At 29.0% G+C, this 22,449-nt stretch carries 21 protein-coding genes; 18 read left to right on the top strand and 3 right to left on the bottom strand.

All coding sequences use genetic code 4. The features are described 5' to 3' along the window. Window positions 1-96 precede the first annotated feature (96 nt). The 6 genes from JM47_RS03055 (at window position 97) to JM47_RS03080 (ending at window position 5,967) form a co-directional block, all read left to right on the top strand. Window positions 97-1,092, top strand: coding sequence for a ribonuclease HIII (locus JM47_RS03055; protein ID WP_208894921.1), 996 nt, complete (start codon window positions 97-99; stop codon window positions 1,090-1,092). 42 nt (window positions 1,093-1,134) lie between these two features. Then, on the top strand, window positions 1,135-1,410 hold the full coding sequence (locus JM47_RS03060; RefSeq protein WP_208894922.1) for a hypothetical protein: 276 nt from the start codon (window positions 1,135-1,137) through the stop codon (window positions 1,408-1,410). 12 nt (window positions 1,411-1,422) lie between these two features. Then, window positions 1,423-1,674 carry a hypothetical protein gene (locus tag JM47_RS03065; protein WP_222702323.1) on the top strand — a complete coding sequence of 84 codons (252 nt, stop codon included), beginning with the start codon at window positions 1,423-1,425 and terminating at the stop codon, window positions 1,672-1,674. A gap of 30 nt (window positions 1,675-1,704) precedes the next feature. Then, complete coding sequence (locus tag JM47_RS03070) at window positions 1,705-2,064, top strand: hypothetical protein (protein WP_038103623.1); 360 nt, start codon at window positions 1,705-1,707, stop codon at window positions 2,062-2,064. After that, window positions 2,051-2,383, top strand: coding sequence for a 4'-phosphopantetheinyl transferase superfamily protein (locus JM47_RS03075; RefSeq protein WP_208894924.1), 333 nt, complete (start codon window positions 2,051-2,053; stop codon window positions 2,381-2,383). Before JM47_RS03070 ends, JM47_RS03075 begins: the two co-directional genes overlap by 14 nt. 107 nt (window positions 2,384-2,490) lie before the next feature. Next, window positions 2,491-5,967 carry a hypothetical protein gene (locus JM47_RS03080; RefSeq protein WP_208894925.1) on the top strand — a complete coding sequence of 1,159 codons (3,477 nt, stop codon included), beginning with the start codon at window positions 2,491-2,493 and terminating at the stop codon, window positions 5,965-5,967. Window positions 5,968-6,052: 85 nt separating this feature from the next. Here JM47_RS03080 and JM47_RS03085 read toward each other — a convergent pair whose 3' ends face one another. Next, window positions 6,053-7,450 (bottom strand): hypothetical protein, encoded by a 1,398-nt coding sequence (locus JM47_RS03085; RefSeq protein ID WP_208894926.1) that lies wholly within the window; start codon window positions 7,448-7,450, stop codon window positions 6,053-6,055. Window positions 7,451-7,634: 184 nt separating this feature from the next. On the opposite strand from JM47_RS03085, the gene JM47_RS03090 reads away from it, so the two are divergent. Further along, complete coding sequence (locus JM47_RS03090) at window positions 7,635-9,053, top strand: IS3 family transposase (RefSeq protein WP_318023472.1); 1,419 nt, start codon at window positions 7,635-7,637, stop codon at window positions 9,051-9,053. 122 nt (window positions 9,054-9,175) lie between these two features. Here the strand turns inward: JM47_RS03090 and JM47_RS03095 are convergent, their stop codons facing one another. Both JM47_RS03095 and JM47_RS03100 read right to left on the bottom strand, forming a co-directional pair. Continuing rightward, window positions 9,176-10,471 (bottom strand): putative sodium/potassium/calcium exchanger, encoded by a 1,296-nt coding sequence (locus tag JM47_RS03095; protein ID WP_208894927.1) that lies wholly within the window; start codon window positions 10,469-10,471, stop codon window positions 9,176-9,178. 305 nt (window positions 10,472-10,776) lie between these two features. Further along, entirely contained in the window at window positions 10,777-11,931 is a 1,155-nt protein-coding gene (locus JM47_RS03100; RefSeq protein WP_208894928.1) for a hypothetical protein, read from the bottom strand. A 565-nt stretch (window positions 11,932-12,496) separates the two neighbouring features. On the opposite strand from JM47_RS03100, the gene rpsF reads away from it, so the two are divergent. From rpsF to gatB, 11 genes are all read left to right on the top strand, one after another. After that, window positions 12,497-12,940 carry a 30S ribosomal protein S6 gene (rpsF, locus tag JM47_RS03105; RefSeq protein WP_051749343.1) on the top strand — a complete coding sequence of 148 codons (444 nt, stop codon included), beginning with the start codon at window positions 12,497-12,499 and terminating at the stop codon, window positions 12,938-12,940. A 33-nt stretch (window positions 12,941-12,973) separates the two neighbouring features. Then, entirely contained in the window at window positions 12,974-13,462 is a 489-nt protein-coding gene (locus tag JM47_RS03110; RefSeq protein WP_208894929.1) for a single-stranded DNA-binding protein, read from the top strand. A gap of 20 nt (window positions 13,463-13,482) precedes the next feature. Then, the gene (rpsR, locus tag JM47_RS03115; RefSeq protein ID WP_038101460.1) at window positions 13,483-13,719 is read left to right on the top strand and encodes a 30S ribosomal protein S18; all 237 of its coding nucleotides are present in this window, start codon (window positions 13,483-13,485) and stop codon (window positions 13,717-13,719) included. Window positions 13,720-13,801: 82 nt separating this feature from the next. Then, on the top strand, window positions 13,802-14,239 hold the full coding sequence (gene rplI / locus JM47_RS03120) for a 50S ribosomal protein L9 (protein WP_208894930.1): 438 nt from the start codon (window positions 13,802-13,804) through the stop codon (window positions 14,237-14,239). Between the two features lie 37 nt (window positions 14,240-14,276). Beyond that, window positions 14,277-15,806, top strand: a complete 1,530-nt coding sequence (locus JM47_RS03125; protein WP_197021664.1) for a replicative DNA helicase — start codon at window positions 14,277-14,279, stop codon at window positions 15,804-15,806. A gap of 23 nt (window positions 15,807-15,829) precedes the next feature. Next, window positions 15,830-17,554: a hypothetical protein gene (locus tag JM47_RS03130; protein ID WP_208894931.1), complete on the top strand. Its 1,725-nt coding sequence runs from the start codon at window positions 15,830-15,832 to the stop codon at window positions 17,552-17,554. Next, window positions 17,533-18,177: a uracil-DNA glycosylase gene (locus JM47_RS03135; protein WP_208894932.1), complete on the top strand. Its 645-nt coding sequence runs from the start codon at window positions 17,533-17,535 to the stop codon at window positions 18,175-18,177. The genes JM47_RS03130 and JM47_RS03135 overlap by 22 nt, the downstream gene beginning before the upstream one ends. A 30-nt stretch (window positions 18,178-18,207) precedes the next feature. Then, a complete protein-coding gene (locus JM47_RS03140; protein WP_208895288.1) occupies window positions 18,208-19,233 on the top strand; it encodes a hypothetical protein in 1,026 nt (341 codons plus the stop codon). A 13-nt stretch (window positions 19,234-19,246) separates the two neighbouring features. Next, window positions 19,247-19,537 carry a hypothetical protein gene (locus JM47_RS03145; protein WP_208894933.1) on the top strand — a complete coding sequence of 97 codons (291 nt, stop codon included), beginning with the start codon at window positions 19,247-19,249 and terminating at the stop codon, window positions 19,535-19,537. Further along, window positions 19,527-20,960, top strand: coding sequence for an amidase family protein (locus JM47_RS03150; protein ID WP_208894934.1), 1,434 nt, complete (start codon window positions 19,527-19,529; stop codon window positions 20,958-20,960). Before JM47_RS03145 ends, JM47_RS03150 begins: the two co-directional genes overlap by 11 nt. Beyond that, window positions 20,953-22,386, top strand: coding sequence for an Asp-tRNA(Asn)/Glu-tRNA(Gln) amidotransferase subunit GatB (gatB, locus tag JM47_RS03155; protein WP_208894935.1), 1,434 nt, complete (start codon window positions 20,953-20,955; stop codon window positions 22,384-22,386). The genes JM47_RS03150 and gatB overlap by 8 nt, the downstream gene beginning before the upstream one ends. The last annotated feature ends 63 nt before the right edge of the window (window positions 22,387-22,449 follow it).

A 22,449-nucleotide genomic window follows, 5' to 3' on the forward strand; every position in this document is an offset into this window, starting at 1 on the left:
ACTTATTAATAATCTTAATAAGGAATAGAATAGATACTTGTATAATTTAAAGATAATTAATTATAAGCTAAAAGCTATCTAGTTTTAGCTTCTTAGTTGAAGGGAAAAGAATCTGTGCAACACTTAAGTATTAAAAAAGTCGATTCTAAAATCCTAGAACAAATTATTAATTTACATTCTAAATACTTTATTGACTCAACTAATGAATATGTTAGTTATAGTTTTAAATACAAAACAACATTAATCCAAATATATACTAATAACACATTATATATAAGTTCAGAAGATATTAATTTATGAATTAGTTGAGTCAATAAATATAATCCTAAACTAGCTACTTATTTATCAAACAACTTCTTAAAGAATGAATATATTAAACAACAAGAAGAGATAGATATAGTAAGTGAGCAAGAATTATATAATCAATTTGATGTATTAATTGGATCTGATGAAGTAGGGATTGGAGATTTCTTTGGTGGGATTGTTGTATGTGCAGTTGCTTTAAATAAAGATGAACTAAATAAGTTTAAAGATCTAAACATTAATGATTCTAAAAAAATTAGTGATCAATACATTTTAGAATGTTATGATACTTTAGTTCAAAACACCACTTATTGTATTAAACACTACAGTCCAGTTCAATATAATCAACAAATAGCTAAATATCAAAATATGCACATTCTTAAAACAAGTTTACATATAAATGCAATTAATGAATTAAAAACTAAAATACCTACATCAAATGTTGGGTTAATATTAGATGCATATTGTTCACAAACTAATTTTAATAAGTATGCAAAAGCAGCTAATCTAAATTCTTTAAACTTTGATGTTTTAGTGCCTAAAGCTGAAAGTTATTATTTATGTGTAAGTATTGCAAGCATGATTGCAAGAGGGTTCTTTTTAAAAGCAATGCTTAGCTTATCAACTAAATTAGGTATTGATTTACCCCTTGGGGCATGGAATTTAAAGATAAAAAGTGTTGCACACCAAATCATTGATCAAAAAGGGTTTGCTGTTTTAGAAAAAATTACTAAGAACCATTTTAAACCATTTATTGAATTAAAAAAACAAAATGATTCAAATTCTTAAGCATTTTTACTAATTAAGTTAGTGAAAGGAATTTGAAAAAATATGCAAAAATTAAATCATCACTTAAAATTAGAATCGATTGGTGGGGCTGCTAAAGCTAAATCAATGGGTTTATGGGGTGGAATGATTTTGGGCAGTTTATTTGGTGATAGTGTCTCCAGTATTTTTAATTTAGCTGCTCAAATTGTTTATATGAACAATCCTAATCCACTTTATTCAAAACGCGATTTATTAGATAATCCTGCTCCTAAGATTTATACAAGATTAAATCGTTATCCAACTGCATCAAGCTTTAATGTAGGATCCCCATTCTTTTAAATAGTTATGCGGTTGTTAAAACATGAACAAAAAGAAATAGCAGGTGGAGCTGCTATGTTTGCAATCTTAGGAGCGGTTGCAATCGGAATTAATGTTTTAGTTGGAATAGTTGCAGGAGCTATTAACATTTATTATGCTGCAAAACAAGCACCAATTAAACCAATGAAAGTTGAAGTAAATAAACCAGTTGTAGAAGAAACAGTAAAATGAAGCATTCTACCATCAGTTAATTTAACCCACCAACTTTATTACCAATCTAATTAGTACTATTACACTAATACAAAGGAATTAGATATGACTAAATACAATTTTAAATCAGCTAATGAAATTAGTTCTAAATATGAACATCTTAAGAAAAAATTACCAATTAATAGTGCTGGGTATGACCCAAAAACTGTTGATGATTTTATTGATAATATCACTATCTTTTTATCTGAACTTGAAGACCAATTAAATAGTGCACAAACTGCTTTAGCTAAATTAGAAACACTACAAAGTGATAATCAAATATTATGATCTAAACTAAAAAGTGTGCGTGATTGTATTCAAAAACTAGGTAAGGGAGAATACGATCCTAAGACATCATTTGTCAACAATAAAACATTACCTAATCTTGATGATATCGAACAAGAGCTTAAGAATGAATATAATTAATGGGATCGATCTTGTTAATTTAACAAGAAATGAATTTAATGATCCAGCTTTTGCTAAAAGAATTATGGTACAGCAAGAGTATGATCATTATTTAGAATTGGTTGATCAAGCAAAAGTTAAGTATGTTGCAAGCACTTTTGCGTGCAAAGAAGCTGTTATGAAAGCTTTTAAACTTACTTATGGTTATAAACAAATATATATTAAAAAAACAGAGCATTGTCGGTTAGTATATTTAAATGGTATTTATCAGGACAATTTAACTCTATCAATTTCATATGCTGATCAATTTGTAATAGCTAGTTTAGTTGGATTTAATTAAAATTAAAAGCACATTTGTGCTTTTTTATTTGCTTTAGTTATGTCTTTTAGTGTTTTTTATTTAGTCTGTAATAAACTAGATTTATTAATGCAAATTAAGGATTAATTATGCTTAAAAATAAGAAGAGAATAATAAGTGTTGCTTGTTTGCTTACTATTGGTTTAGGATCAACAATAGCAGCCAGTTGTAAAACTGAAATAGCTAAAACTATTGAGAAGCAACAAGAAAATAACCCTGTTTTTGAACTAAAACAAGTTAGTTTAAACAATGATAAATATGATTTAAGTTTCAAAGTAAATAATCTAGATAACAAAACAATTGCTTTAGTTCTACACCCTAAGAATGACAAAAATAATAAGATTATTTCAGATAAAGTAACTGTTAGTAATAATGAAGTTACTATAGGTTTAGCTAACTTATCAAAAGAAGTAATATATGAATTAGATCAAGTCCAAGTTTTTGAAGTAAACAAAGAAGCACAAACTATTAATTTAAACCAACCAATTGATATTAATTTAAACAATGATACTAATAATAAAACATTAACTAATGTAGTTAAAAATGATAAAAAATTAGAACCATTTGCTGATAATGTAGTTGTTGGTGATACTAATGGTTTAAATAGTTTATTAAGAAATAAAACAACATTAGTTTATCAAAAAGATAATAGTAATATAGAAGCGGATGCTAGTTCATTTACTAAAGAAAATTTGGTTAAGAAATATGGTAGTCAAACATCTTATTTTAGTAATTTAGATAAAGAAGTTAAAAATTTTAACGAGAGTTTACAAATAAGTTCATCTGATAAGGAAGATAAAGAATTAATACCAGTAGATACATCTGTAAAAGATAATCAACTAAGCATTGAATTTAATAGTAATTACAATAATAAATCTGTTGAAATCAACTTAAGATCATTAAACCCTGCTGTTAAGACATCTAAAGTATTAAAAACCGAAATAAAAGAAAATAAAGCTACTTTTGATCTAAAAGATTTAGTTAATCTCTCTCATCAATTTATGTTAACAACAATTAAAGTTGATAACCAATACATTGATTTAGAATACAACCCTGAGTATTTAGTAACATTTAAACCAAGCACTAAACCAGAATTAATCAACTTTAGTTTTTATACAGAAAACAATCAATTATATGGATCAGGTATTTTAAAAACAACTGAAAATGATCTAAACCTATTAAATAAACAATTTGTATTTAATTTTAAACCTAAAGCTGATGAAAATAATGATCATATAGCTGTTAAGAAATTAGTAGTTAACTATAAAGATTTATGAAAATTTGCAATTAATAATATCTTTAGTAATGTTTTATATGAACTAAGTTCAATCAAAGTAGTTGAACCTAATTTAACTTCAGCTGAAATCGATGTTGATTTAAATGATCAAGATATTAAATTTAGTTTTAATCAACAATATCAACAAGCTAATTTAACAAGTTTAATTTTAGAGCAAGAAAACAAAGAAGTTAATTTAGATAGTGCTACTAGATTATTAACTAAAAAACTTAATTTAAATAGTCAAGCCCTAAATGAATTATTATCTAAAACATCAGAGCATAACCAAATTCCTTATTCAAGTTCTAACTTTAATGCATTAGTTAACTATTACTTTGATAAGAAATCAACATCTTCAACAATTTATTCATCAGCTAAAGAAGTAGAACTTATTAAAGATAATAAAGTACTTGCTTATAATGTTTTAATGGGTAAGGAATTATTATCTAATCAAATTTTTAATATTGATCAATCTAAAAAAACAGCTACTTTAAATAAAGATTTATCTAAATTTACTAATCTTAAAGATCTAGATCCAGAAAATGTAATGTTTAGTTTTGTCTTTGAGTTAGATCCAAACTCTAAACCATTAAATTTAAATACTAGACTTTCTTCATATGAATCAGCTAACTCAAAAGTTAGAATCAATGTTCCTTATGCATTATTACTTAAACAAAAACAACTAAGTAATGTAGATTTCATTTTAGACTATAAAAATGAATCTACTATTATCCAATCATTAATTAGAAAAGAAATTATTAAAAAAGTTCAATTTGATTTGAAATTAGAAAACAATATTTTAAGTCTAGAAATAAAAGCTAAAGACACACAAATTAACAACTCTTTAGCTGCTCATAATTTAGCTTCTAATCAATCTGTATTTGTAAGTAATAGTGATTTTTATGTTCACTATTTAGGTGGTACTAAATTATCATTTAATGAAAAACCAGTTGATGCATTATCACATGGTTTAAATGAAGTTTCTGTTAATCATTATGATTTATCAAAGAATAAGACACCTGGTGAAAAAAATTCAACAAAACGTTTATTTGTTGAAGATAACTCAAAAGGAATTCAAGCTGCACGCGAAAGAACTTTTGTACTGAATCAAAACTTCGATGGAACTTGAAATATGATTGGTAAAGTCAAACCAAATGATGATAATGACCATAGATATTATGTAGGTACAAACTGACATATTTGAGATGTTGTTATTAGACGTTTCTATAAACCAACAACTGAATATCAAAAAATTGATTTAGGTGGAGATGTTTTATTAAACACACCTACATTGATTAGTAGAGATGAAACTGATAGAAAACGACCTCTATATACGAATGATAATCCGGATAAATCAAATGTATTTGATATGTATTGGAAACTAAGATATAAGAATCAAAAACATGCTCAGCCTGATCCTGATGATTGATATAAAGAATCAGAAAGAAATTTATCAAAAGATCCAAATAGTTATAGCGTCCACTTTGATTATGGTGAACATCCAATTACTGTTAAATTAGTTAGAGATTATATCGATCCAATTAATAGACTTCATTATATGAAAGATAATCAAAATGAAGATATTAGTTATAATCGATTTAGAAATGCTCGTTATTACTCTAAACTTGACTTTGCAGTAGCAGAACTTGATGTTAGTTGATTCTTTGTTAATTTTGCTGAACAAGCTAAAAAGAAGCTAGAAGAATATACTTATAAAAATAAGAAACTAACTAAAGAACAAAAAGCTGTTGTTGATTTCATTTTAAACTGAAAAAATCTACCAAGTCTTGAATTAAGTAAGCAACAATACAACTTTACTCCAAGCTCTAATTTAAACTTCTACTTAGCAGCATTCCCTAATGAACAATCTGCTAATGCAGATGCACCTAGAAATGCAAATAGTGATCGCCCAATCCGTCGTTATCGTGAATATTTATTAGCACACCACGTTAATATGCGTTTTGATGTACCATATGACGGAGCATCATTTATACCAATTATGGTTGGTTTCTGAGAAAAGAACACAGATTTAGCAGCAGGTTCTTCTGGAGCTTTTGTATATGATCACGAGGGTAAACTAGCTGGAGTGAATGTAGCAGGAGATGGAGATATGATCAATCCATATCGATCAAGAGATTACTTTATGTTAACTGATAACCAACTAACTTCATTCTATGGTAATGAAGATCTAGTTAACCAACAATCTTTCTATCACCATGTTAAACGATTAAGTTGGTTATATCCTAATAAATATCAAGATATATTTGCATCTAAAAAGAACTCTCAATAAGTAATATCTAAATAGTTTATTAATTAAAAATTAGAACACATCATGAATTGGTGTGTTCTAATTTTGGTTATTTAATCGTTATAAATTAAGCTGCAGCCTTCTTATATTTTATTTCAATTTCTTTTGATGCTTGGTTTAATAATTCTATTTTTTTATTATCTTCCGTATATCACAAATTTATAAGCTTATATTTACCTTCTGGAGCTCCTGTTGACTCGTTATAGTATTTATGCGTTTCAATAACAACTAGCATAGAACCATCGCTTAATTCTTTTCCAATTATAAATGGACCTTTATCACTTGCTGAAAGGCTAGCTGAGTCATCCTCTTCTTCATAAAGCCCTTTATTAAAACCTACTATATCAAGTAGCATTTTGAATTTCTTAGTTTTTATTTTTTCAAATGTTTCTTTAGAAGTTTTGAATTGGAAATTTAGATAATTTCAATCTTTATTAGGTCCGTCTAAACGAATTGAAGCTGAAGTTGGTGTTAGTTTACCTTTTCTTTCATTTTCTTTTTCAGTATATTCTTTAATGATTTCTTCTATTTTTGCTACTTGGTCATTACTATTAATATCATCAATTTTCTTTATTAGAGCTTTTTTATCATCTTCTAATAAATAAACAGAACTAGAAACCTTTGTTTTAGCATCTTGTTTCTTTTTATCTAATGTATCTTGATCAGTTTCTTTTTTATCTGGTTGTTCTTGGTTTTTAGGAGTTGTATCGTTGCCAGCTTCCCCATTGTTTGGACTAGGAGTTTCAGTATCTGTTTCTCCTGGCTTTTGTTTCATTTCACTTTCTTTTGAATCAGGTGTTGGTTGTTCAGTATCTGAGTCTGCCTTTTTACCATTTTCTGAATCTGAACCAGATTGTTGTTTATTTGATTCTCCAGACCCAGCATTTTCATCTGGTTTCTTATTATCATCAGAACCAGAACCTTCTTTTGGTTGCTCATTTTTGCCAGTTCCTGTATTACCATCCCCAGATCCTACTTTTGGTTTATCAGGAGCTTCAGTGCCTACATCATCCTTAGGTTTTTCTGCAGTGCCACCATTAGCATCTGGTTGATCACCTTGCATTTTTTTATCTTCTTGTTTAGTAGAATCCTTACCAGTGCTAGATGATCCTGCTCCATCTTTAGGTGAAGTTTCAGGATTTGTATTAGTTGAGCCTGCTGACGGATTAGTTGTGTTGTTTTTAGAACCTTGTTTACTTGGGCTTGTAGTGCTACCACTTCCTGGGTTAGCATTTGTTGTTCCACCATTGTTTGAACCTTGACCAGTTGGAGTTGTAGTACTTCCACTTCCTGGGTTTGTAGATTGAGTTCCACCAGATTGTGATGGGTTTTGAGTACCTTGAGAAGGTTTATTTGGTTTCGCTTTCGTTGGTGCACAAGCTGCAACCGCTCCTATAACACTAACCCCTGCCATAATAGCACCAACTGATAAAGCTAGTGCTTTCTTATTTTTGAATTTACTCATATATTAATAAATCCTTTGATAGTTAAAATTATGTTGAAAATTCCTTTTTAAAAGTTTGGTTTGCGAAATATAGAGCAATTCTAAATTCAATTTTTCGGGTTGCAAAAAAAAAAAAAAAAAGGACTTTCTAGGCAAATGAAATGAACCCTAAAAGTTGGACAACCAACGAAAGGATTCATTTTTCATGAAATTAACATACAAAGATAAGTTAGAGATCTACTCTTTGTACAAAGAAAAAGATTTTTCATTTAATAAAATTGCAAAGAAATACAATTTAAACAGAACCGTTGTTTGATACATTATTCGGTTAATAGAAAGGCATGGAACTAAGATTGTTTATCGTTCTAGGAATAAAAAATATTCTAAAGAATTCAAAAAAGCAGCAATTGATCGTGTTTTGCTTAACGGTGAAACTTATGTAAGGGTATCGATAGAATTAGGATTATCTAATGTTGGTTTATTACACTCATGAATTAAATCTTTTCTTGAAAACGGGTATAATGTTGTAGAGAAAAAGAGGGGCCGTAAACCATATGAACAAAAAGCAAGAAAACAAGACGAACATCTCATTGAAGCAAGAAAATGAACTTTTACGAAAGCAGAATTTACGCCTTACCATAGAGAACGAATACTTAAAAAAATTAGATGCCTTAGTTCAGAAAAGAGAAAACCAACAAAAGAAGAAATAGCTCAAGCTATCACAGAACTAAGGCAAGAATTGTTATGTAGTTTGAGATTCATTTTAGAAGTAATTAATAGCAATCCAAATTGTCCAGGCATTTCAAGAAGTGATTATTATTACCACCTTAAAAAGGTAAGTAAGGATCTGAAAAACAAGGAAATAATGAGCCTTATCACTGAAATTTATTACCACCACAAAAAACGCTATGGATACCGTAGAATCACACTAGAATTAGCAAATAGAGGGATTTTAATTAATCATAAAAAAGTGAAACGTTTAATGAAACTAATGGGATTATTTGCTCTAACTCCTAAAGCTAAATATCGATCATACAAAGGCGATTTAAATGGGGTAGTGAAGAGTCATCTATTAATCAAGATTCAAGATCAAGTTGCTCATAAAACTTATTATCAACGAGATTTTTCAACCACTTCTTGTAATCAAAAATGAACAACTGATGTTACTGAATTTCGCATCACTAATAGCAAAGTATACTTATCACCAATTATGGATATGCACAATAGAGAAATTATTGCTTTTAATATTTCAACAAGCCCTAACTTTCAACAGACAGTTAAGATGATTGGTGAAGCTTTTCAAAAGTTTGAAGACTTAAGTGGGTTAATATTGCATTCAGATCAAGGCTGACAATATCAAATGCGCCAATACCGCCAAATGCTAGCTGAGAAAAATATTATTCAATCAATGTCGCGAAAAGGTAATTGTCTTGATAATTCGCCTATGGAAAATTTCTTCGGTAAACTAAAAAACGAAATGTTTTATGGTCATGAATCTGAATTTAAAACGGTTGAAGAATTAATCCAAGCTATAACAAACTACATTCATTACTATAATAACGAAAGAATACAAGTAAAATTAAAAGGATTGACTCCTGTACAATACAGGCATCAATCCTTATAACAATAGACAAGAATTAATTTGTCCAAAAAATCGGGTTCACTACATTGTTGGGTTGGTTTTAGTTTTTTTTTTTTTTTTTTAATGATTAATAATTCTCTTATCTAAAAGTAGAAAAGGTATTATTAAGCAGCCGCTGGCGCTGCTGGTTTTTGTTCAACTGTTATTGTAATTTTATTACTTTTTGAACTTAATAGGTTTTCAGTTTTTTTATGAACACTTATTCTATCAAGAGTATATGTTCCTTTATTACCATAGTAAATATCACCTTGTTCAGTTGTTACAAAGAATGTAACATAACCATCTTCAATTTCTTTTACATCTCTGTTATAAATTGGTTTCTTTGGATCATTGTTTACCAATCAAACTGCAGTTTTATCAGTCACTTCATAAAGTATGTTAGTACCGTCTTGTTTGTTTCAATTGAAAACTAAATCAAATTTGTTCTTTTTGATTTCTTCAAAAAATTCTTGTTTAGCTTTGAATACCATATTAAGATAGCCACCATTCTTATCTTTTTCTAAAGATAATAAAGTGATTTTTCTTGATTCTTCATCTGCTTTTTGATTTGTTTTATCTGCTTCTTTTCCAGCTTGGTTTTCTTGTTCTTGTTTTTTAGAATCATCTGATTCAGCACCATTAGATGAAGTATCGCCTTTTGGTTTATCACTCATTTCAGGAGTTGTTTGAGATGGATCTTTTTCTTTATCTTTTTCTGACTTACCATCACCATTTTTATTTATAGTATCTTCTTCAGTTTTTTCAGTCTCTTTATTGTTTTTAGAATCATCTGATCCACTTTCTACATTGTCTCCTGCAGGAGGACTTTGTGGATTATCTGGATTTGAATTTTGACCACTTGCTGAACCTGAACCATCTTGTTGTTTGTTTTTGTCTTCGGTTTCACCTTTAGGTTTATTGCTGTCTTCTGTTCCAGAACCTTCTTTAGGTTTTTCGGTTTTATTAGTTTCTGGACTACCATTGCCAGATTCTACTTTTGGTTGTTCACCATTTTGTGAACCTGGAGTAGAAGTATCGCCTTGCATCTTGTCATCTTTAGGCTTATTAGTATCTTTATTATCAGTAGAAGTTCCACTATCATTTTTAGGTGTAGTTCCTGCAGAAGTGTTTGTTGAACCACCTGTTGGATTAGTTGTCCCACCGTTGTTTGAACCTTTATCAGTTGGTGTTGATGGAGTATTCTTTTCTGAACCTTGTTTAGTGCCATTTGTAGTACTTCCGCTACCTTGCTTTGTAGATTCAGTTCCACCTGTTTGTGGTTGTTCTACTTTCTTTTCAGTGGGTTTAGCTGGTTTCGCCTTCGTTGGTGCACAAGCTGCAACTACTCCTATAACACTAACCCCTGCCATAATCGCACCAACTGCAAGAGTTAATGCTTTCTTGTTTTTGAATTTACTCATATATTAATAAATCCTTTGATAGTTAAAATTATGTTGAAAATTCCTTTTTAAAAGTTTGGATTGTGAAATATAGAGCAATTCTAAATTCAATTTTTAATGCTGCAAAAAAAAAAAAAAAAAGGACTTTCTAGGTAAATGTTCCGGTTATAGGTGTTTTAGTGTGAATTATAATTTTGTTTTATTTTGAATAATATGGTTTTATTGTTTCGTTAGATGTAATTGCATAGAAATAAAAAAACCAACATTTTCTGTCGGTTTTAATTATGTTTTATTATGTTATTAACAAACTAGCAATAAGTTAAATATTAAAATTCAACACTTTCTTTAAGTAAGTTATTTTGTTTTTTATCACCAACTACCCAAAGGTGTGTAATTTTGTATTTTTGTTTATCTCAAAAACTAAATGGATATGTTTCAAATGTTACATTTCCTTTGTTATCTTTAGAAATAAATCTATTAGGAATTCCAGTTTCAGCAGTGTTATCGTTAGTTATCTTACCTTCTGAATTTTCTACAATGAATTCAAAATTTTTCTTTTCGATTTGTTTTCATAATTCTTCTGGCGTTGATACTTCAAATATTAGAAATCTTTGGTCAGAAGCTTGTCTTTTAACCTTTAAGCTATTAAATTTAAGTTCTGCTTTAGTTTCTTGTGGTTTAGTACCCATTTGAGAATCAGCTTTTTTTCCTTCAGTGCCACCACTTTGTTGCTCACCATTTGCAGTTCCGTTATTTTGCATTTGATTGTCTTTTTGCGGAGCAGTTTCATCTTTTTTAGCTTGATCTTGCTGAGCAGTATTATCAGATTCAGTTTTCTTAGTTGTTTCTTGATCTGTTCCTTTTTCTCCATCTTTTTTAGCATCAGAATCTACATTAGTAGTTGATCCACTACCTTCTTGCTGATCATTATTTTTTGTAGAATCTTTTGAAGAGTTGCCTTGTTCTTTTTGTTTTCCTTCTGATTTACCACCGCCATTTTCAGTTTGTGGGGTTGATGGTTGTTCAGTTTGTTTTTCAGTTTCACTAGGTGCTGGTTCATTTTTATTTGTTTCAGGACTAGCACCCACACTTGGTGTTTCATTTTTTGGTGTAGTTTGTGGAGTTGATGGAGTTGATGGAGAAGCATTTGATGACCCGCCTGATGGATTTGTTGTTCCACCATTATTTGAACCTTGCTCACCTGAGTTTGTTGCACCTGGTGTAGTATTAGTTGAGCCACCTGTTGGATTAGTTGTACCACCAGTTCCTGAACCTTGACCACTTGGATTTGTAGTGTTACCGCTACCTGGATTTGAAGACTCATTTCCACCTGATTGAGATGGGTTTTGAGTACCTTGAGAAGGTTTATTTGGTTTTGCTTTCGTTGGCGCACAAGCTGCAACTACCCCTATAACACTAACCCCTGCCATAATCGCACCAACAGATAAAGCCAGTGCTTTTTTATTTTTGAATTTACTCATATATTAATAAATCCTTTGATAGTTAAAATTATGTTGAAAATTCCTTTTTAAAAGTTTGGTTTGAGAAATATAGAGCAATTCTAAATTCATTTTTTCGTGCTTCAAAAAAAAAAAAAAAAAGGACTTTCTAGGTAAATGTTCCGGTTAAAGGTGTTTTAGAGAAATAAAAATTGATGGTTACTTTTTGATTTGCCATCATCAAAAATCACCAAACTCAAAACCTACTAAACCTATTAAAATCTATTTATTCAACATAATTTTTAAACATTAAAAGATCTCAATTTAATATTCAAATAACAACCAAAAACTAGATATAATGATAAGAACATAGTTATATAGATAATTTAGCTAATCCTAATAAATATCTTTTACTATATCTTATATATAATGCTAATAAATAAAAATGATATAGCTGAATTTGCTATAATTTATTAGTTTAATTTATATTTGCACCTAAACTAAATTAATTACTTTATTAATAGACCGTTTAGGTTTTATTTATTTTATAGATTTAAACACTCTTGCTAATTAATTTTAGCTACTAAACCATAAGAGAGGAAATAACATGGCAAAATATGAAATTATGCTAGTTGTTCGTGGAGATATCGAACAATCTGCTGCAGATAAAGTTGCTAATGAACTAAAAGCTGTTTTAAAAACAGAAGTTAAAGAAAACAACTATGAAGGTTTACAAACATTAGCATATGAAATTAATAAAGTAAAACAAGCATACCGTTATGTTTTTAACTTTGAAACTACAGATAACACTGCAATTAGTGAATTTAGACGTTTTGCAAACATTAACAAAAATGTATTACGTCACTTAATTATCAATCTTGAAAAAGATTACGGTTACAAAGCAACTATTAATCCTAAAAAAGTTGCACGTAACGAAAAGAAAGGTGAAATCTTCAAAGTTCGTCAAGCAGAAGCTGCACGTCGTGCTGCTGAACGTCAAGCAGCTTATGAAGCAGCTCGTGCTGAACGTGAAGTAAACAAAAAAGCGTAGTAAAATTAAGAAAGTAAATGTTAGGGTAATATTATGCTAAATCGTGTGTTCTTAGTTGGTCGCTTATCACAAGATCCTAGACCATCAACATCAACTCAAGGGTTATCAATTTGTAATTTTAGTATTGCAGTTGATGGACCAACGCGTAATATGCCTACATCTTTTATTAATTGTGTCGCATTTGCTAAAAGTGCTGATTTCATTAATCAGTACATCAAAAAAGGTGATCCATTAGTTGTTGAAGGGGCATTACAATCTCGAAGTTATGTTAACAAAAGCGGACAAACCGTTTATGTAACTGAAGTTGTTGCTAACAATGTTCAAGGACTTGGATCAAGAAAGAATGACCAATATAATGCAGTTAATGATAATGTAAAACAAAACAATAACTTTGATTATAACATTGGATCATATTCAAACGCTAACCCAAACACAACATATAACAATTCATCATCAAATCAATCAAGTAATGATGATTTAAGTGATGAACAATCAATGTGAATGGATAGTTTAGATGAATAAATAAACAAAAGGAGTTAATCATGGCTTTTAATCCAAACAAACAACGTCCTAGAAGAAAAAAAAGATGTTTACTATCTTCAAAAGGAATTGAACACGTAGATTACAAAGATGTTCAATTATTACAAGGATTTATTAACAATAATAACAAAATTGCACCACGTCGTGTAACTGGTTGTAGCGCTCGTATGCAACGTCGAGTTTCTAATGCAATTAAACGTGCACGTTTTGTTGCATTACTACCATACGTAAAAGAATAATTGACAATGAACAGTGAGATGATGTGCTTTGCAGTCGTTTCACTGCTTTTTGTACATTTTTAAAATTAAAAAGGTGGTTTTTATGAAGGTTATTTTATTAGAAGATATTAAAGGATTAGGTTCTAAAAATACAATTGTTGAAGTAGCAGATGGATATGCTAAAAACTTTTTAATTAGACAAAAGAAAGCTGTTGCTTATACAACTACATCTCAACAAATCTTAAACCAAAACCTAGAAGCTTTACAAGCTCAAGAACAAGAAGCTATTCTACAAGCTACTTTACTAAAAGAAGAACTTGAATCAAAAATATTACACTTTAGTTTAAAAGTTAATAACTTACAAACATTTGGTAACATCAGTAATAAACAAATCATTGAAGAACTAAATAAAGATAGTAAAGTTGTAACAAAACATATGTTAACTAAACCACATGCTTTAGGTATTGGCGAACATATTGTTCAAGTGCAAGTACATAAACAAGTAGTTGCAAATATTAAAGTTGTTGTTACTAAAGCCTAATTAATCAATAGTACTATCGAGGTTTAATATGAGTGATATGGCAAAGACGCATCAAAATATGCTAATTGAAGCATTGCGTAAAATTATCAAAGCAATCTTGGTCGATAACCTTCACGCTGATGTTGCTTTAAATAAGATTAACCCAAAACACCTTGATAGTAGTATCGGTGTTATTAAGGATATTTTTTTAGCAATTTATAAACTAAAAACTTCAGATCGAAGTATTAATCTAGAAACAATCTTATCAGTTGGTGCTGAAGATTCAAGTAAAGTTAACAAACTTGATCAATTAGAAAAAATTAAAGAAGAAATAAATATTATTTTAGATATTGAACTTTCTTATAGTGAGAGTTTAGAAGATCTAATAGATATTGTTAAAATTGGTATTACACAACAAAATCTAAAAGATTTTGCCACTAATTTATTAAATCTAAATATTGGTTTAAATAATTATTTAGTTGAATATGATAACATTCGGGATCAATTATTACAGATCTTATCTGATGTATCAACTTCATCAATGAAATCAATTAATAGTGTAGTTGATGAATATAAAGAAAAACTAAATGATTTTAAAACAGAAAACAAATCACCAGATTTAGTACCAACTGGATATTCAGGGATCGATGCTTTTACTAATAATGGTTTTCGCCCAGGGGAATTAGTTGTTATTGCTGCACGTCCTGGGATGGGTAAAACAACTTTTGCTTTAAATGTTGTTGTTAATAACATTAAACGGATCATGCAACAAAACGAAGAAATTGAACAACAAATCATTTTAAACCAAATGAATAAAATCAATGTTAAAAACAAGAAAACAAAGTGTATTGTTATTTTTTCATTAGAAATGCCTAATGAACAAATTCTTAAAAAAATGATTGCTGCAGAGACTCATATTCCAAGTAGAGAAATTGAAAAACTTGATTTTCTAAAACATCCAGAATATGAAACAAACAAAAAGAATAACTCAGCATTTGCTAGTAAATTAAAAGAGATCAATCATTGACCGATCTACATGGATGATAAGAACCCATTAACAATCTTAGATATTGAATCAAAATTAAGAGAAATAGCTAAAAAGAACGATATTGCTTTTGTTGTAATTGATTATTTACAATTGATTTCACCAACAGAACAAGGATCAATGAACCGAGCTCAAGAAGTTGGTAAAATTTCACAAAAACTTAAGAGTTTAGCTAAAGATTTAAAAACACCAATTATTGCATTAGCTCAATTATCACGACAAGCTGAAAATCGTGCTTCTAGTGGTTTAATTAAAAACAATGCTCCAAAGGGAATGTTTAATTCGCAATATGATGATTCAGGACCAAAATTATCTGATCTAAGAGAATCTGGATCAATTGAACAAGATGCTGATATTGTTGCTTTTATTCATTACGATCGAGCTGCTGTTGTTAATTTACAAAATTCAAATAATAACAATTCACAAACATATGACCAATCACCTAATGTTAAATTTGATATAGCAAAGAATAGAAGTGGTACAACAGGATATGTGATTTTAACCTTTAATAAGCAAATATCTCGTTTCTTTGCCTTTAAATAAACTAATAATTAAAAGGGGTAATTATGAAATTAATTAAAAATAAAAAAAGGTTGTTCGCTCTCTTAGCAACTAGTGCACTAGTAATAGTTCCTTTAATTGCTGCATCTTGTTCAGCTGCTGCTAATCCTGTTGTTAAAGCACACTATGTAACAATTAAAGATAATGGAAAATTAGCATTAACAATTAAAGCTCCAAATGGAGCTAATGCTGTTCACGAATTAGCTTTCCAGAACCAAAATCTTTTAAATCAACAATACTTTAGATCTGGTGATCTATCTTATGTAACAATTAAAGATAATAAACGAGTTGATAAAAATAACAAAGAAATTGATGCTAATGGTTATGTTTTAGTTAATGAAAAACCAGAAGTTGTTTGAACAAAAGATACTGATCCTAAAAAGATTAATCCAATTAGTATTGCTGTGCTTCAAAATGAAATGCTTAGAACAATTCACAATGGTTTATCATATCATCCACTAAGTACAGATAAAGATACTAAAACAAGCACTTTACCAATTAACTTTGAAACTTTAAATACTCAAACTAATCAATATGAATTAAATAAAACAATATATAATGAACAAAAATTAGCATCAATTAAAAATGCTGTTGATGTTTATAATAAAGCTCAAGTTAGTGATAGTGTTTATGCATACGCTACAACTATGACTGATGAGTTAACTAAGTTTTTAGCTCAAGAAGTTAATGTAAAAGATTATAACTTCCGTTCACAACAAGATTCAGAAGTTAAACAAGAGTTCTTAAATGGATTAGTAAGAGGAGTAGGAGCAGGAAGACGTACATTTAAACTTGCTCTTTATAACTTTGAGTTCGAATACGAATTCATTAAAGGTGTTAAAGATTTATCAATTGATTTACCACAATTTGGTCAGCCATTAACTGATCAACAAATAGCTGATCGTAGTTTACATAATGTTTTTGTTAGAGTAAAAAATATTAAATTACACTATGCTTGATTAAACACATCAGCTAAAGATGGAGCTAGTTTTATGCTTCCTGAAAAAAATAGTGCTGATCCACTTAAAAATCCACTTAGTTTAGTTAATGCTGCTTTATCAGTTGATGATAAAAAAGTTTATAAAGATGGAGTTAAAAACCTTGTTTATGCTTTACCAATCAATGATATGGTATTTAACTTTGCTCCAGCTACTTTAAGAGTTGATCGAACTAATCAAGAACTAACTTCAAAAAATGAAGCATTAATCAAAGCTAATAACAATAATAAAGAACTTACTCAACAACAAAAAGAAGGTGCAGTGGTTCATTATGAATACTTCACTGGTGCTATTAATAAGATTCAAGCTTTTAATGTTTTAGGTAAAGAATTAAAAGCTGATACAAAAGCTTTATTTGAATTAGAAAATAGAAAATACACTGAAGATAAAGAAATCTTAGATCATCTTTATTATGAACACAATAATGGTATTAATGGTGTTTATCCATACGCATTCATAGTTGATAATCAACCAATTGTTCGTGATAGCTTTGTCTCTTCACGTAAATTTGTTGAAGCAATCAAAAAATCTGTTGTTTCTAAAAAAGTTGATGAAAAACAACAATATGCTAACTTAGCTTTTGCAGCTTTAGCTAATCCTAAAGCAACTATAGGTACTGATGCTAATAATACAGCTGCAGCAGCTAATTTAACTAAATATGTTGTTGATTTAAATAAAGTTGTAGCATCAAATCAAAATGTATCTGATTCATGAAATGAAAAGACTTCATAATTAATCATTGTCTAAAACAACCTTATGCAACAAAGATCTTAAACAATCTTAAAAAAGCAAGTCAAGATCATGTTATTTATCCAAAAATAGAACAACGCTTTCGTTGTTTTAAATATTTTGATATAGAAGATACTAAGGTTGTGATCTTAGGACAAGATCCTTATCATACTAAAGATACAGCTAATGGTTTGTGCTTTAGTGTAGATAATAACTACAAACCCTTACCTCCATCATTAATTAATATCTTTAAAGCTCTTGAATATGATCTTAATATTAAAAAAGTAGATGGGGATTTAGAACCTTGAGCTAAACAAGGTGTTTTATTATTAAACACTGTTTTAACAGTGAATATGAACCAACCAAACTCACATAAAGCTTTTGGTTATGAAGAGATGATGGTTGATATTTTTAAAGCATTAAGTAAAGTTAAAAATGTGGTTTATATGTTATGAGGAAAACAAGCTCAATCATATTTAAAATACATTAATACTGCTCAAAACTTAATATTAATGTGTCCACATCCAAGCCCTTTAAGTGCTCACTTAGGATTTATAGAAAACAAGCATTTTAGTCAAGCTAATCAATATTTGATTAAAAATAATAGAGATCCAATAAAATGATAAAATATACAAACTATGAAATGAGGTGAATTCTTAATGAATATACAAAGTAAACTTCATAATACAACAGTTGAAGTTGAGGGGTTTAAGAGTTGACAAATCATTTTAATATTTTTAGCTTTTTTAATTACTTTTATTATTTTTACAGTTATTAAAAAAATATATTATTCAATTCGTTATCAAAAACGATTTTATATTATTCCAAGACCATCAATTAAAGGGATCTCCAATATTGGAATGGTGATCTCGATCTCAGTTGCTGTTATTATCTTATTAACTGTTTTATCAGCTAATACTGCATCTGTTATTTTTAGAGCCTGACCAGGAACCCGGGTTACGCTTGAAGGAATTTTAATTAAAATTGGTGGATTATTATTTGGTCCAATCTTAGGTATTTTTATTGGAGCAATGACAGATTTATTAGCTGTTGCTTTAACTGCAGGTGTATTCCACCATGGGTATTTAATTGCTGCAATGGCATATGGTCTAATTGGTGGATTGATTCGAATCATTCTAACTACATCTAAAAAACGCGATATTCCGTTTGCTATTTATAGTTCACTAGCTACCTTATTTATTGGTGTTATTATTGTTTTATTCTTATATTTTGCACCAGGAATTAAAGATAATGGATTCTCAATTCAAGTCTTTGGATTTGATCTAAGACTTCCAGCTACTACAATGATTGCTTTAATTTCTGCTTTCTTTGTTGTATCAATCATTGTTGTTTGGTTATGTTTATTAGTTAAATGATTAATAAAGAAATATAGTAAAAAACAACAAAAGGGTAATTGGTTTGTTGTCTTTACTCCTGTGCTTGTTACAATCTTATTAACTGAAGCTGTTGTTAACTTATTGATGATGCCATCATTTGATGCTGAACTATCATCACTAAAATATACTCAATGGTTATCAATTAGAGCAGCTTTATTCCCATTCATGGTTATATTAAATTTAATGATTATTTATCCAATCTTTAAGATTGTTGTACCATTGATTCGATATGAGTATGAAGATGATATTGTCGAAGATAAAAATGTACCAATTCATGTTGATTAAGGATTAAGATAATATGAAATATGAAATCAATATAGCTGATTTAAAACAAACATCAATGTTTGATATTAATGAACAAGAAGAAGCTAACATTATTAAAGCAATAGAACAATTAGTTAATGATCTTAAATGCTTTGATCATTTTGATTTATCGAACACTAAACCTTTACTTAATATTCATCAATCATTTGATAACTACTTAAGAGAAGATGAAATTGATCAAAATGCTAATCTAAATCATAAAGAAGTGTTAGATTGTCACATTGAAGTTCAACAAAATTATGGAGTTCTAAAAAATGAAAAATAAAACAATTCGAACTTTACATAACCAACTAATTAATAAAGAAATAACTGTTGAACAATTAGTAAATGAAGCAATCAACAAAGACATTGCACTAAAAGAAGCTAATGCAACTTTAGCTACAAATTACAAACAAGCTTTAGAACTTGCTAAAGAATTTGATAAAAGTCCAATAGAACCTAACCAATTTTTAGCTGGTATTCCTTATTCACTAAAAGATAATATTATTACAAAAGATATTATTACAACTGGTGGTTCTAAATTATTAAGTAAATATACTCCCCCATATGATGCACACATTAAAACTTTATTAGATCAAAATAAAGCAATCTTGATTAACAAGACAAATTGTGATGAATTTGGATTTGGTGGAACTGGATTAGCTTCAGCTTTTGGTCCTGTTATTAATGTTGATTATCCTAACAGAGTTGTTGGTGGTTCTTCATCTGGTTCTGCACTATTAGTACAACAAGGAGTGGTACCTTATGCAATTGCAACTGATACTGGGGATTCAATTCGTCGACCTGCTTCTTTATTAGGTATTTGTGGTTATAAACCAACTTATGGAATTGTTTCAAGATATGGAGTAATGCCATTTAGTCCTTCACTTGATCATGTTGGAATCTTAGCAAATGATGTAGCTGATGTAGCTATTGTTTTAGATGCTATAGTTCAAAGAGATTATAAAGATAGTACAAGTGTAGACATTAATACTAATTTTTATGATCAACTAAATTCAAACCAAAAATATCACTTTAAAATCATTAAAGATATTTATGCTTTATTTAAACCAGAATATAAACTTGCTTTTGATCAACTAATAGCTGAGCTTAAAGCTAATAATCATCAAGTTAGTTTTGTAGAATATGATTTTAAATTGATTCAAGCAATTCCCTCAATTTATAAAGTAATTGCTTATGCTGAAGGACTATCTTCTTTATCTAACTTAACCAATATTACTTTTGGACATCAGTTAGTTGATTATAAAAATTATGAAGATTTACTTTATAACACTCGTAATCAATTCTTTAATAGTGAAATCAAAAAGCGTTTATATATGGGGGCTTTTGTGACTCAATCAAACACAATTGAACCAATCTTTATGAATGCTAAAAAGATGCGTAATCTAATTGTAGAAGCAATCAATCAACATTTAAATGATCAAAACACTATCTTTATTCATTTAACAACAAATGATGTTGCTGAAACTATTGAAGCTGTAAGAACTCAACAACCAACAACTAATGAAATTACAGATGTATTACAAATTGCTAACTTCAGTGGACTTCCATCAATTTCAATTCCATTTATTAAAAACGAATCAGGTCATGTTGGTTTAAATTTATTTTCTAAAGTATTTAATGATCAAGAAGTGTTAAATGCTGCTTATTTAATTGAACAAGCTTTAAAGGAAAATAGTAATGAATAATTTTGAAGTCATCATTGGAATTGAAGTCCATACAGCATTAAACACAAAAACAAAAATGTTTTCAAACACAAGTGCAGATCATAAAGCTGCAGTCAATCTAAACATTAATGAAGTTGATTTAGCCCACCCTGGAGCTTTACCAACTGTTAATAAACAAGCTGTTTATAAAGGTTTATTTTTAGCTAATGCTTTAAATATGAAAACAAACCATCATTACATTGCTTTTGATCGAAAACATTACTACTATTTAGATTTACCAAAAGGGTTTCAAATTACCCAACAACAGTATCCAATTGGATATGATGGTTATATCAATATTAAATGTAATGATCAAACTAAAAAGATCAGAATCAATCGAATCCATCTTGAAGAAGATACAGCTAAACAAACTGGAATTGAAAACAAAATCTTACTAGATTACAACCGAGCAGGTTGACCATTAATTGAAATCGTAACTGAAGCTGATTTAAGAAGTGCAGATGAAGCTGTCGCTTATTTAGAAGAATTAAGAAAAATATTATTATTTAATGATATTTCAGATGCTAAATTAGAAGATGGATCAATGCGTGCTGATGTTAATATTTCAGTTCGTTTATATGGTGATAGTAAGTTTGGAACTAAAGTTGAAATCAAAAACATCAACTCAATCAGCAATGTTGCTAAAGCAATTAATTATGAAATAAAACGACAAACTAATTTGATCTTAACTAATCAATTAGTAGAACAACAAACAAGAAGATATGATGATCAAACAAACTCAACAGTTTTTATGCGTTCAAAAAATGATGCTGTTAATTATCGATACATCAGTGAACCAAACATTGCTCCAATATCTTTATCTGATCAATTTGTAGCTGATTTATTAGCTACTAAGAAAAGTAGTATTGATCAAGTTAGATCAGAATTATTAGCAGATGGGATGAATAGTGTTGCTATTGAACAACTATTAGCTGATTGATCATTATATAAAGCTTTTGATTTTGTTAACCAAATAGCAAAATCAAGTGTTAATGTTTATAAATGAGTTTGTTTAGAATTCTTAGGTTTAATTAATAAACAAAACAAAACTATTGATCAAATAAGTGAAGATACATTAGTTAAAATTGCAAAAATGATTCAACTATTTAATCAAACCTTAATCAATGGTAAACAAACAAAAACAATTCTTGAACAAATTTATTTAACAAACAAAGATCCAGAAGTCTTAATCAAAGAACTTGGTTTTGAACAAATCACTGATAAAAATGAATTAACTAAATTATTAAACGAAATCATAGCTAATAACGATGCTATGATGGCTCAGTACGATGAACGTCCAGATCGTGTTGAAAAATTCATCATGGGTGAATTAATGAAAAAAACCAAAGCTCAAGCTAACCCTGCAATTTCATTCACTATCCTTAAAGAAATATTAGCTAAAAGATAAAAATATAAGTCCGCACAAAAATGTGCGGCTTTTTTATTTATAATAATATCTAAAGGTTTAAGA

Origin of the sequence: Ureaplasma diversum, assembly GCF_000941095.1 — a bacterium.
In the GTDB taxonomy this organism is placed as follows: Bacteria; Bacillota_I; Bacilli_A; order Mycoplasmatales; family Mycoplasmoidaceae; genus Ureaplasma; species Ureaplasma diversum.